Here is a 12,625-nt window from a genome sequence, read left to right on the forward strand (position 1 = left end):
AGAATAACTAAATCCAATATTTTTAATCGATTTAAATCACCCTGGGAGGGGTGTGATTTTGATTGGCGAACGCAATCGCCCTCGCGTCTTTCCGCGAATTTTTCCAACGACACAAATTTCATCACCACATCTTTGGAGGAACCCATGCTGCTCAAACGCACTTTTCCGGCCGCACTACTCGGCACAATCATACTGGCCGGCTGTAACGGCGGGGATGACAAGCACGCAACGAACGATACGAGCGGAACCTATGACAAGCAGATCGCTGATCTGAAAGCAGAATTTGAAACCAGGCTGAAAGGCCAGGACGATGTGTGGTCGCAGAAGCTGGCCAAAATGACCCAGGATTATACGGACGGGCATTTGAGCGACCAAAGCCTGATAAGCGCATTGCAGACGGTTGTTGACAAACTTGGCAAGGATGCAGAAGCGAATAAAGCAGCCAATGCTCTTGGCAATGACACCTTGGAAAAGCGGATCTCGGATCTAGAAAAGCGCCCGACGGTTGATCCGGCAGATATTGCCAAGCTGCGAGAGGCTCTGGATAAGGCGACAGGCGATGATACGGCTGCACACAAATTACTCAGTGATCGGCTCGACCGTCTTGAGGCCTTGACCATAGCTCTGCAGGAGACCAAGGCCGATAAAACGGCCATCGATACGCTGAATGCAACGATCAAGACTTTACAAGATCAGCTTGCCCAAATGGCAAAGGATGCTGCGGACAAGGTTGCCAAGCTTGAGCAGCGCATTGCCCAATTGGAACTCATTAATGAGGCCGGCGGGCCGCGTGTGGATCAGGACCTGGCAGGCTACGTTAATACAACGCGTGGTTCGGCAGAGGGGGGAGAGATCTCAAAAGGCAATACATTTCCAGCCACGGCTATGCCTTTTGGTTTCAACATGTGGACACCAGTCAATACAACCAATGAAGGTCCTTTTTATGAGGCCACCCCGGGCAAGAATATACTTGCCTTTGCTGTGACGCATGAAGCCAGCAAATGGAATGGCAATCATCAAGCTTTTAAGTTCATGCCGGTTAAAAATGAGAGGGTTGATATAGCAGACTATCCATCAAACGATCCATGGTTTGGCAAACCGTCGTCGTCGTCGTATGCTGGCGAATCATTCCAGCGAAAAAATGAAATTGCCAAGGCGCATTATTATAGCGTTACGTTTGACAATGGCATGCAAACCGAAATCACCCCGACGAATCATGCCGCCTATATCCGCTTTACCGCACCTGACACGATGGCAAAAATCACGATCGCTTTCGATCAATTTTTTAACAACGACCATCCAAAAAAACGCGCTTCTGGTGCATTAACATTCAACCAAGCAGATGGAACTGCTTCAGGATATACCGCATATGGGGCGAGTGATTTTACCCCGCAACTCTATTTTTATATCAAATTCGACGGGCCGATTACCAATTCCCAAGATAGCTCTGGGGATGTTAAGGGCTGGGTGCAGTTTGATACACCAGCAGACTCCAAGGTTGTCGGCATGAGCATTGCGACCTCTTTCATCAGCGTGGAACAAGCAAAAGACAATCTTGAACAGGAAATTGCGGGTAAAAGCTTTGATGATGTCAAGACGCTGGCCGAGAAAGCCTGGAATGACAAGCTGAACATGGTTCAAGTGCAAGGTGCTAGCGAGGACCAAAAAACTATTCTTTATTCCAACATGTATCGTAGCTTCCTTTATCCCAATTCGGCTTGGGAGAATGCCGTCGACCCCAAAGATCCGACCAAGAGGATTGCCCAGTATAGCAGTCCCTATACGCGTACGGACAAAATCAAACCGGGCAAGATCTGGGTTAATAACGGCTTTTGGGATACATATCGGACCACCTGGCCGCTTTATGCGCTGCTGATCCCCAAACAGTCCGGCGAAATGCTCAATGGCTTTGTCAATGGCTTTAAAGATGGCGGCTGGACAACCAGATGGTCCAACCCTGGCTATGTGGATTCCATGGTGGCGACAAGCGCGGATGTGACCTTTGCCGATGCTTACGTGAAAGGCATACGCAATTTTGATGTAGCGGCGGCCTATCAATCCATGCTGCGCAATGCCACAACCTATAGCAAAGACGGTGATCGCGGTCGCAAGGGCATGGCGACATGGCCTTTTTATGGTTATATGCCGAAGGAAGTTAACACTAACGACCCAGGTCAAAATCAAGTCTCTTGGTCTCTGGAAGGGTCCGTCAATGATTTTGGCATTGCCCAGATAGCTGCGACTTTAAACCATGAAGGGAAAGTCAGCCAGAATTATGCCGATGAAGCGACTTATTTCACCAATCGTGCTCGCAATTACGCCCTTCTTTTCGATAACATAACAAAAACAGGGACCTGGACCGGGGGGTGGTTTCGTCGGAAGAATCAGGCAGGAGAGTGGGCCTCCGCAGGGGATACGCAAAGCTGGGGTTATGGCTATTGCGAAGGCAATGCCTGGAGCTATGCCTTCCTTGCGCCGCAAGATGGCCAGGGTCTTGCCAATCTTTATGGCGGCCGCGATAAGCTGAAAGCCAAGCTGGATACGTTTTTTACGACAAAACCGACCAGAAACGGTGGAAGCTATGGCTCGTTGCATGAAGCCAATGAGGCCGACGAAGCCGGCAGACTCGCGAATGTTGGCGAATATCAGCACTCCAATCAGCCGGTGCATCATTCGATCTATATGTATAATTATGCCGGAGCTCCCGCGGAGGGCCAAAGACATCTGCGCGATGTCATGGATAAGCTCTATTTCACTGGTTTTGATGCCAATCACGTCTCCAATGGCGAGGGCTATATTGGCGATGAAGACAATGGCGAAATGTCCGCCTGGTATGTCTTAAGCGCCATGGGCATTTATCCCGTCTCTGTCGGCCGGCCCGAATATGCCATCGGCGCGCCCTATTTTGAAAAGATGACCGTCTGGCTGCAAGCCCGTGATGGCGAAACGATCACCAACAAGCCGCTGACCATTCGTGCGCCCGGCGTCAGCGCAACCAACCGCTATGTGCAGAGCGTCAAACTCAACGGCAAGCCATTGTCGCATAATTACATCAAGCATTCCGATGTTGCCGATGGCGGAACGCTCGATTTCGTGATGGGGCCGAACAAATCAGACTGGGGCACAGGCACTGATGATGTGCCAACATCAATCACGCAAGGCGATGCCAAGCCTGCGCCTCTGGTGTCGATCCTGCCAGTCTTACCTGCAAAGAAAAATGAGGAGACAGGGGAAATTACCCCGTCGCGGGTGTTGTATGTCTTGAGCGCAGGGCCAGACAAGGATAAGGAGCACCTCATCGACCGCAATTCGAGCACGGAATGGGCAAGCTCCGGAGCCGGTGCCTCGATTGAAGCAACGATCATCGCACCACGAAGGGTAGATACAGTGAAGCTTTATACGCTGACCTCTAGCGCCACTGCGGGCAAAGACCCGACCGGCTGGGCACTGGAGGCAAGCAATGATGGCACAACTTGGACGACGCTTGATGAGCGCAAGGATCAGACGTTTACTTGGCGCCAGCAGACAAGACCTTTTGCCATCAAGACGCCTGGCAACTATGCGCGCTACCGCTTGAAGCTCAATGATGCGACACCTGTCAATATTGCAGAGTTTGAACTTCTGGCCGATCCGCAAACGCCGTAAGGTTTTGTTTGTGTGCAGGTCCGCCATAGGACTTTTGGATAGTTGATGAGTTCCAGGATTGGCACTGAACAAGCCAAACATAAGCCTCGAATTCGTGGAGTGCCTGCCACACAAACGCAATAATCAGCAAATATGCGCCATTTCGGGCGAATCAATATAAGTTGGCTATGGCATTCAAGGCGATGAGCACCTAAATACCGCCTTTAAATGCGTTTCTGAAGAAGCGTTCGCGAATTTCTGGGAATGAGTGTCTGGATGAAGGCTGACTATTACGAAACCCTCGGCGTAGCGAAAAGCGCTGATGAGAAAGAGCTGAAGAGCGCTTTCCGTAAACTGGCAATGCAATATCACCCCGACAAGAATCCGGGCGACGCCGATGCCGAACATCGCTTCAAGGAAATCGGCGAGGCCTATGAAACCCTGAAGGACCCCCAGAAGCGTGCTGCCTATGACCGGTTCGGTCATGCCGCATTCGAAAACGGCGGGATGAATGGCGGCGGCGGGTTTGGCGGCGCCGGTGGCTTTGCCGATATTTTCGAGGACATTTTCGGCGAGATGATGGGCGGTGGACGCCAGCGCCGCTCGGGCGGGCGCGAGCGTGGCGCCGACCTGCGTTACAATATGGAAATAACGCTGGAAGAAGCCTATGCTGGCAAAACGGCGCAGATCAGGGTTCCAACCTCGATCACATGCGACGAATGTTCGGGCAGCGGCGCCAAGCCGGGTACGCAGCCGGTCACTTGCAGCCTCTGCAGTGGCTCCGGGCGTGTCCGGGCGGCGCAGGGTTTCTTCTCGATCGAGCGCACCTGCCCGACCTGCCATGGCCGCGGCCAGATCATCAAGGATCCCTGCCCGAAATGCAGTGGCCAGGGGCGTATAACCGAGGAGCGCGCGCTGTCGGTCAATATCCCAGCCGGCATCGAGGACGGCACGCGTATCCGGCTTACGGGCGAGGGCGAAGCGGGCCTGCGTGGCGGACCTGCCGGCGATCTCTATATTTTCCTCTCATTGAAGCCGCATGAATTCTTCCAGCGCGATGGCGCCGATCTTTATTGCAAGGTGCCCATCTCGATGACGACCGCGGCGCTTGGCGGTCAGTTTGAGGTAGCGACGCTCGACGGCACGCAGACACGTGTCAAGATTCCGGACGGTACGCAGAACGCCAAGCAATTTCGCCTGAAGGGCAAGGGCATGCCGGTCCTGCGCCAGCCGGCCATGGGTGACCTGTATATTCAGATCGCAATCGAGACACCGCAAAATCTCAACAAACGTCAGCGTGAGCTGCTGGAAGAGTTCGATCGCATCTCGTCGCAGGACAACAGCCCGCAATCGTCGGGCTTCTTTGCGCGGATGAAAGAGTTCTTCGAGGGCCTAAGCGAATAATTTTATTGGAACTTTTCCGGGTGCCGGTCTTGCTTCCACCACGTGTTGCGTCATAAACTTGTCTAACTGCGACGGAGGATGAGCGGGATGTCACGACCCTTGGGAAAGAAGCTGGCCGAAAAGTTCGGCGAGGAAATCCGGTTCTTCAAGGGATGGATGCATGGCCCCAAGGCCGTGGGCTCGATCCTGCCGACCAGCTCCATAACGGCCCGCCGCATGGCCAGCGTCGTCAACCCGCACTCAGGCCTTCCCGTGCTTGAGCTGGGGCCGGGTACCGGCGTTATTACCCGTGCAATTCTCGATCGCGGCGTTGCTCCGTCCAAACTCTACAGCGTTGAATATTCATCGGATTTTGCCCAGCATTTGCGCGAGGATTTTCCCGGTGTGAATATCATCGAGGGCGATGCCTTCAATCTGGATGTGACCCTCGGCGACAAGCGCGAGCAGAAGTTCGACTCGGTCGTTTCTGCCGTACCGCTTTTGAATTTTCCTGTCGGCGACCGCGTCAAGATCATCGAAGATTTGCTGCGCCGCATTCCGCATGGCCGGCCGATCGTGCAGATCACCTATGGACCGATGTCGCCCGTTCCGGCCGGGCGCGGCAATTACAAGATCGAACACCTCGATTTCATCATCCGTAATGTGCCGCCTGCGCGTCTGTGGGTCTACCGCCGGGTCGATTGACCTCCTATAGTCCTCCCGTGTCTGGCACTTCCTCAGAGGGAACTCAATGCTGCCGAAAATTCTTGTTTTCGCGGGCTCGAACCGTTCGGGCGCTTTTAGCGGCCAAGTTGCCAATGTTGCAGTCCGAACGTTGGTGGAACTTGGCGCCGATGTCACGCGGATCGCGCTGATCGACTATCCGCTGCCACTTATGGACGAGGATCTCGAGGAGGAAAAAGGCATTCCGGAAAATGCCATGCAACTTGGCCGGCTGTTCGCGGCGCATGACGCACTTTTGATCGCATCGCCGGAATACAACTCGTCGATCCCGCCGCTGGTCAAGAATACCATTGATTGGGTTAGTCGCATCTCGAAGGACGGCGACAAGCCGCTCAAGCCCTATGCGGGAAAGGTCGTGGCGCTGTGCTCGTCCTCGAACGGCAATTTCGCAGGCATACGCTGTCTGTATCATCTGCGTGCCGTGCTGATGAATGTTGGCACCCAGATCATTACAGAACAATGCTCGGTGCCGCGCGCCCAGGATGCATTCGACGAGGATGGTGCCTTCAAGGATGAGCGAACTGCCAAATCGATGCAGCGCGTGTGCCAATCCTTGATCGACCACACGAGATTCGCCAGTTCTCGTCGATAGGCGAAAGTTGCGCTAGCCTAGCCGGTTGACCTGTGCGATTGGGGTTCGATCAACAAAAGGGAGATTTGTCATGACGGATGCGGCCTTGCGCGAGCGCCTGATCGTTGGACTGGATGTGCCGACTTTGAAAGCAGCCGAACAGGCGGTCAGCGAACTTGGCGATACGGTGTCGTTTTATAAGATCGGTTACCAGCTGGCATTTGCCGGCGGACTTGGTTTTGCCAGCGAACTTGTCAGCTCAGGCAAGAAAGTCTTCCTCGATATGAAACTTCTCGACATCGACAATACCGTCGCCAAGGGGGTGGAGAGCATTGTCAGGATGGGCGTCACCATGCTTACATTGCACGCTTATCCCAAGGCGATGAAGGCGGCAGTCGAGGCAGCCAGGGGGTCGGACCTTTGCCTTCTCGGTGTAACGGTACTGACTTCGATGGATCAGCAGGATCTGGTTGATGCGGGCTATGAGCACGATCCCCATACGCTGGTCCTCATCCGCGCCGAGCAAGCGCTTCAAGCGGGAATGGGCGGGATCGTCTGTGCGGCAACAGAAGCTGCCGCCGTCCGCAAGATCGTCGGACCGGAGCTGGCCGTCGTCACTCCTGGAATCCGTCCGGCCGGTTCCGACGTGGGCGATCAGAAACGGGTGATGACGCCCGCCGATGCGCTGCGGTCCGGAGCAAGCCATCTCGTCGTCGGCCGGCCGGTCGCCAGCGCTTCAGACCGTAAAGCCGCGGCCGAGACGATTCTTGCGGAAATGGCTGGCATCAGTGCTGGAATGAGGTGAAGATTGCGGAACTTTGCCCGAGAAATAAAACAAGAATTGCTGATTCTGGCGCAAGAATCCCCGGAATTGGCGCAAGAATATCAACCTGCTGGTGTAATTTGATTGTGGAGGGTAGAGGAAATGGCCAAAGGATATTGGATCGCGCGGATCGATGTCAGGGATCCGGAACGTTACAAGGACTATATTTCTAAAGCCAAGCCTGCATTTGAGAAATACGGCGCCAATTTTCTGGCTCGCGGCGGCCTGTATCATGTGCTTGAAGGTCAGGCTCGCGGCCGCAACGTTGTCATCGAATTTCCTTCCGTTCAAGCGGCTCTCGACTGCTATAATTCTAAGGAATATCAAGCAGCTAGGGCAATTCGCATTACCGTTGCCGATGGAGATATGCTGGTCGTCGAAGGCGCTTGATCGCTGGCGGGGCGGTGGTTTCCAGCGCGCGAAGTTGTGAACATCTATACCCGGCCTTATCCCATTGTTGCATTGCAATATTGGGGAAACCCGCTACGGTCACTGACCAGTCAAGCAATCTTTCATATTTAAGGGAGAGATTCTTGGAACTGACGTTGTGTTGATCGATCGGAAATTGGATGTTTTATCAGCTCTATGAACTGAACCACGCCGCACTCCAACCCTACCGCGCACTCGCCGACGCCACCAAGCTATTCTACGATAACCCCTTGAATCCATTGTCTCAAACCGTCGTCGGGCGCTCGGTTACCGCCATGTGCGAGTTGTTCGAGCGCACGACGCGATGCTATGGCAAACCCGCCTTCGGCTTGCCGGCAACCATGGTCGATGGTGTCGAAACCGACATAAAAGAAAAAATCGTCTGGTCGAAACCGTTCTGTAACCTCATTCATTTCAAGCGTGCCTTGAATGCCAAACGTCCTGCCGACCCAAAGATTCTCGTGGTGGCACCGATGTCCGGTCACTATGCAACTCTGCTGCGTGGTACCGTGGAAGCGTTGCTACCGCATGCCGAGGTCTATATCACCGATTGGGTTGACGCCCGTAGCGTTCCGCTGAGCGACGGCAAATTCGATCTCGATGATTATATAGACTATGTTATTGAAATGCTTCATGCATTGGGCGAAGATACGCATGTCGTGGCCGTCTGTCAGCCTTCCGTTCCGGTGCTTGCCGCCGTGTCAATCATGGAGACCAATGGGGATAGATACGCACCTTCCAGCATGACGCTGATGGGCGGGCCGATCGACACCCGCAAGAACCCCACTGCCGTCAACAAGCTGGCGGAAGAAAAGGGGATCAACTGGTTCCGCGATAACGTGATCATGTCGGTTCCGTGGCCGCATGGCGGGTTCATGCGTGATGTCTATCCGGGGTTCCTGCAGTTGTCCGGCTTCATGAGCATGAATCTCGACCGCCATATCAGTGCCCACAAGGAGTTCTTCATGCATCTGGTGCACGAAGACGGTGATTCCGCTGACAAGCATCGCGAATTCTATGACGAATACCTTGCCGTCATGGATTTGACCGCGGAATTCTATCTGCAGACTGTGGATACGGTATTCGTTCGCCAGGCATTGCCGAAAGGCGAAATGACTCACCGGGGCCTCCCGGTCGATCCGTCCGCTATTCGCAACGTTGCGCTTCTCACCGTCGAGGGGGAGAACGACGATATCTCCGGCGTCGGCCAGACCAAGGCTGCCCAGACATTGTGCATCAATATTCCGGACGAGATGCGTATGCATTACCTGCAACCGAAGGTTGGCCACTACGGCGTATTCAACGGCTCGCGGTTTCGTGCGGAGATTGCGCCACGCATTGTCCAGTTTGTTAATGATCACGCACAAATGAACCGCAAGACCAACGTGACGCCGATCGCAAAGCGCGCCTGATCTCTAATCCGTCGGATGTATCGGTGAAACGCCGGGCCGTATCAAAGCGACTTGCCAGTCATGCTCGTCTCCGTGCCTCACGTTCGACAATAAACCGTTTGAAATCAATAGACTAAACGACGTCTCCCACGGACCAGATCTTGTGTCCGCCTGAATTTTGAATAGCCGGCGCAATTTCTGACGCATCGCCGGAGCCCTCATGAATATTGGGGGAATGCGAAATTTCAAATTTTAACCATATATTAACAATGGCCGGATCGTGGCGCCATTGTGATTGACTCGTGTCCCCTCCCGCCATTAACGTTTTGTTAACGATAGCGGATCGGTCTGGAGTAAAGCATGTTCGGGGTAGCAGGGGTTGTAAAGACCATGGTCGCCATGGCGCTCTTCGGCGGCATGCTTGGCGCAAACGCCGCCTTTGCCTCCGAAGCATTCATGACCACCGGCGGTCTGACATCACAGCCAATCGGCCATTATGAGTTCTGCAAGCGGCTGCCGGAAGAATGCTCCATACGCAGCCGGAATGTCATGCCGGAAAAGATGAACCATGATTTCTGGCAGTTGATTGTCAACGTCAACAGCAATGACAACCATAAGATCAAGCCATTGACTGATATGGAAATTTACGGCGTCGAAGAGTATTGGGCCTATCCCGACAAGGTTGGCGATTGCGAGGATTATGTCCTTTTGAAGCGACGCGACCTGATGCAGTCGGGCATTTCTCCGGCCAATCTATTGATTACCGTGGTGCGCAAGCCCGATGGTGAAGGCCACGCTGTGCTGACCGTCCGCACTGACAAGGGCGACTTCGTCCTTGATAACCTCGTTGACGGCGTAGAGAATTGGTCAGAAACCCCGTATACCTACCTCAAACGTCAGGCGACCAACAATTCGGGTCGTTGGGTCAGCATTGAGGCTCCCACCAATATTCTGGTTGGTTCGGTCCAATAATTGGGCGAAGTCGAGCTCAACCCATTTCAAAAGCTGCCTGATGAGAAAGTCTGGCAATTTGCGGCGCATCTTAAGAGAATCGTTTCTTGAAGTATCTCCTCAAGCTGTCGACATCGAATCCGCCCCCATCCGGTACGAGATGGCTTCCGCAAGATGAATACGCCCGACGATTTCTTGTCCGTCGAGGTCTGCGAGTGTGCGGGCAACTTTTAACACCCGGTGATAGGCCCGCGCGGAGAAGCGCATTTGCTCGCTCGCCTGCTGCAGCAAGGTAACGCCGGGTCCATCCGGTTGTGCCACCTGTTCGATGAGAGCAACGGAGCACTGCGAGTTTGTGGTGATCGCTGGAAACCCCAATTCCTCGTAGCGCCTCTTTTGCATTGTCCGAGCCCGCGCAACCCGTCCAGCGACGGATGCGCTGCTTTCCGAAGAGTGCGGACGTATGAGATCGGTTGCACTCACGGACGGGACGTCGATCCTGATGTCGATACGGTCCAGTAAGGGCCCAGAAATTCTTGCTTGATAATCTTGCCGGCATCGTGGCCCTCTCGCACATTGATGGCCGGGTTCCCCCGCCATGCCGCAGCGGCACGGATTCATAGCTGCAACAAGCTGGATCTGCGCCGGGTAGGAGATGCGGTGATTGGCGCGCGCGATCATGCATTCACCGGTTTCCAGGGGTTGGCGCAACGAATCGAGAACCTGCGGCGTAAACTCTGGAAACTCGTCGAGAAACAGTACGCCGTGATGGGCGAGAGAGACTTCACCAGGCCTTGCACGAATACCGCCCCCAACCATAGCCGCCATGGAAGCCGAGTGATGCGGCGCGCGAAATGGCCGTCTGTCCGTCAATTTGCCGCCCATGAGTTCACCGGCGATCGAGGCGATCATCGAGACATCGAGCAGCTCACGCGGCAGCAGTGGCGGAAGGATGGAGGGAAGACGCTGCGCCAGCATTGATTTGCCGGACCCTGGCGGGCCCATCATCAACAGGTTGTGCCCACCCGCTGCCGCGACCTCCAACGCGCGCCGCGCACTTTCCTGGCCTCTTATATCTGCAAGATCTGGCAGTCCCATCGCACTCGTCTGCATGACGGGTTCAGGACGTGACAGGACCTGTGTACCGCGAAAATGATTGGCAAGCTGGATCAGACTGCGCGGCGCAAGAATATCGATGTCGGAGCCGGCCCATGCGGCTTCCGGGCCACAGGACGCCGGGCATATCAGCCCCTTCTCTTGCCGGTTGGCAGCAATGGCTGCGGGCAGCACGCCCGCGACATGGGTAATGGTTCCATCCAGCGACAGTTCGCCGAGCACCACATAGCTCTGAAGGGCGTCGGCAGGCATGGCGCCAAGCCCCGCCATCAATCCTACGGCGATCGGCAGATCGTAGTGGCTTCCTTCCTTGGCAAGTCGGCGGGCGCGAGATTCACCGTCACCTTCTTGACGGGCATGGAAAGCCCCGAGGCATGGAGTGCCGCCTGAACCCGCTCCCGGCTTTCGGCGACTGCCTTGTCCGGAAGACCGACGATATGCATGCCCATTTTGCCGGGCGCGATCATCACCTGCACATCGACAGGCTGAGCTTCAATACCTTGGAAGGCAACCGTACGAACGCGGGTAACCATGAAATCTTTCTTGAAAATGCAGACGTTTGAAAATGAAGAATGCTAAAGAACGTACATCAGCACACTTCAACCTGCATGACAAGAACAATAAGTGAACAGATTGCAGCGGGCGAGAATTACTGGCGTTTGGCTTCGACCACATCCCAAAAAAGCCCCGCAATATCTGCACCGCCGAAACGTTTGACCTCTCGAACGCCGGTCGGGGAAGTGACATTGATTTCGGTCATAAAGTCGCCGATCACGTCAATACCCACCAGAATGAAACCGCGCTCGCGCAAGGACGGTCCAATCCGCGCGCAGATTTCGCGTTCACGATCCGTGAGTTCGGTTTTCTCGGCGCGGCCGCCCACATGCATGTTGGAACGCGAGTCGGTTTCAGATGGCACTCGATTGATCGCGCCGACAGGCTCGCCATCAATCAGGATGATCCGTTTGTCGCCCGAACGCACATCTTTCAAATAGCGCTGTGCAATGAATGGTTCGCGGAACATCTGGCCGAACATTTCCAGCAACGACGTCAAGTTGCGGTCGCCATCGGTCAAGTGAAACACACCTGCGCCGCCATTGCCATAAAGCGGTTTCAGAATGATATCGCCGAATTCTTTGCGGAAAGCCGCGATTTCCAAGGGATCCTTGGTGATAAGCGTTTCCGGCATTAGATCGGGAAACTCGGTGACGAAAATCTTCTCGGGGCTGTTACGCACCCAGGCAGGATCGTTGACGACAAGCGTCATGGGATGAATCCGCTCCAGTATGTGTGTCGTCGTGATGTAGTTCATGTCGAAGGGCGGGTCCTGGCGTAGCAGAACCACGTCCATTTCCGACAGATCGCGCGAAACCGGTTCTCCCAGCGTATAATAATCGCCTTCGATATCGCGGACGTTCAGTTCTTCCACGCGCGCAGAAACCACGCCATCGCGCATGCTGAGGCGGTCGGGGGTATAGTGATAGAGTAGGTGACCGCGTTTTTGCGCCTCGAGGCAAAGCGCAAAGGTTGTATCGCCAGCGATCCGGATCGATTTGATATGGTCCATCTGGACCGCGACTTTGAGTGCCATGG

The 12,625-nt window shown here is 54.6% G+C and carries 9 protein-coding genes and 1 pseudogene; 8 read left to right on the top strand and 2 right to left on the bottom strand.

The window, feature by feature from the left end:
• The first annotated feature begins 144 nt into the window (after positions 1 to 144).
• The 8 genes from J2X72_RS03015 (at position 145) to J2X72_RS03050 (ending at position 9,937) form a co-directional block, all read left to right on the top strand.
• The gene (locus J2X72_RS03015; protein ID WP_310068293.1) at positions 145 to 3,645 is read left to right on the top strand and encodes a GH92 family glycosyl hydrolase; all 3,501 of its coding nucleotides are present in this window, start codon (positions 145 to 147) and stop codon (positions 3,643 to 3,645) included.
• A gap of 255 nt (positions 3,646 to 3,900) precedes the next feature.
• Positions 3,901 to 5,028: a molecular chaperone DnaJ gene (gene dnaJ, locus J2X72_RS03020; protein WP_209998792.1), complete on the top strand. Its 1,128-nt coding sequence runs from the start codon at positions 3,901 to 3,903 to the stop codon at positions 5,026 to 5,028.
• 87 nt (positions 5,029 to 5,115) lie between these two features.
• Positions 5,116 to 5,712, top strand: a complete 597-nt coding sequence (gene pmtA / locus J2X72_RS03025; RefSeq protein WP_209998791.1) for a phospholipid N-methyltransferase PmtA — start codon at positions 5,116 to 5,118, stop codon at positions 5,710 to 5,712.
• 46 nt (positions 5,713 to 5,758) lie between these two features.
• The gene (locus tag J2X72_RS03030) at positions 5,759 to 6,343 is read left to right on the top strand and encodes an NAD(P)H-dependent oxidoreductase (protein ID WP_310068297.1); all 585 of its coding nucleotides are present in this window, start codon (positions 5,759 to 5,761) and stop codon (positions 6,341 to 6,343) included.
• 70 nt (positions 6,344 to 6,413) lie between these two features.
• A complete protein-coding gene (pyrF, locus tag J2X72_RS03035) occupies positions 6,414 to 7,127 on the top strand; it encodes an orotidine-5'-phosphate decarboxylase (protein WP_209998787.1) in 714 nt (237 codons plus the stop codon).
• A 120-nt stretch (positions 7,128 to 7,247) separates the two neighbouring features.
• Positions 7,248 to 7,535: a DUF1330 domain-containing protein gene (locus tag J2X72_RS03040; RefSeq protein WP_310068300.1), complete on the top strand. Its 288-nt coding sequence runs from the start codon at positions 7,248 to 7,250 to the stop codon at positions 7,533 to 7,535.
• A gap of 179 nt (positions 7,536 to 7,714) precedes the next feature.
• Complete coding sequence (locus J2X72_RS03045; protein WP_310068301.1) at positions 7,715 to 8,986, top strand: polyhydroxyalkanoate depolymerase; 1,272 nt, start codon at positions 7,715 to 7,717, stop codon at positions 8,984 to 8,986.
• A gap of 339 nt (positions 8,987 to 9,325) precedes the next feature.
• Positions 9,326 to 9,937: a transglutaminase-like cysteine peptidase gene (locus tag J2X72_RS03050; RefSeq protein ID WP_405044632.1), complete on the top strand. Its 612-nt coding sequence runs from the start codon at positions 9,326 to 9,328 to the stop codon at positions 9,935 to 9,937.
• A 99-nt stretch (positions 9,938 to 10,036) separates the two neighbouring features.
• Here J2X72_RS03050 and J2X72_RS03055 read toward each other — a convergent pair.
• Together J2X72_RS03055 and gshB are read right to left on the bottom strand one after the other, a co-directional pair.
• Positions 10,037 to 11,565: pseudogene (locus J2X72_RS03055) on the bottom strand (YifB family Mg chelatase-like AAA ATPase).
• Positions 11,566 to 11,681: 116 nt separating this feature from the next.
• Entirely contained in the window at positions 11,682 to 12,623 is a 942-nt protein-coding gene (gene gshB / locus J2X72_RS03060; protein WP_310068303.1) for a glutathione synthase, read from the bottom strand.
• Between the last annotated feature and the right edge of the window lie 2 nt (positions 12,624 to 12,625).

It is taken from the genome of Phyllobacterium sp. 1468 (genome assembly GCF_031455525.1).
In the GTDB taxonomy this organism is placed as follows: domain Bacteria; phylum Pseudomonadota; class Alphaproteobacteria; order Rhizobiales; family Rhizobiaceae; genus Phyllobacterium.

What these genes read in the sequence shown, in the direction of transcription:
- pmtA (WP_209998791.1), top strand. Translation starts at nt 5,116, where the DNA reads ATGTCACGACCCTTGGGAAAGAAGCTGGCCGAAAAGTTCGGCGAGGAA.
- gshB (WP_310068303.1), bottom strand. Translation starts at nt 12,623, where the DNA reads ATGGCACTCAAAGTCGCGGTCCAGATGGACCATATCAAATCGATCCGG.
- J2X72_RS03030 (WP_310068297.1), top strand. Translation starts at nt 5,759, where the DNA reads ATGCTGCCGAAAATTCTTGTTTTCGCGGGCTCGAACCGTTCGGGCGCT.
- dnaJ (WP_209998792.1), top strand. Translation starts at nt 3,901, where the DNA reads ATGAAGGCTGACTATTACGAAACCCTCGGCGTAGCGAAAAGCGCTGAT.
- J2X72_RS03045 (WP_310068301.1), top strand. Translation starts at nt 7,715, where the DNA reads ATGTTTTATCAGCTCTATGAACTGAACCACGCCGCACTCCAACCCTAC.
- pyrF (WP_209998787.1), top strand. Translation starts at nt 6,414, where the DNA reads ATGACGGATGCGGCCTTGCGCGAGCGCCTGATCGTTGGACTGGATGTG.
- J2X72_RS03050 (WP_405044632.1), top strand. Translation starts at nt 9,326, where the DNA reads ATGTTCGGGGTAGCAGGGGTTGTAAAGACCATGGTCGCCATGGCGCTC.
- J2X72_RS03015 (WP_310068293.1), top strand. Translation starts at nt 145, where the DNA reads ATGCTGCTCAAACGCACTTTTCCGGCCGCACTACTCGGCACAATCATA.
- J2X72_RS03040 (WP_310068300.1), top strand. Translation starts at nt 7,248, where the DNA reads ATGGCCAAAGGATATTGGATCGCGCGGATCGATGTCAGGGATCCGGAA.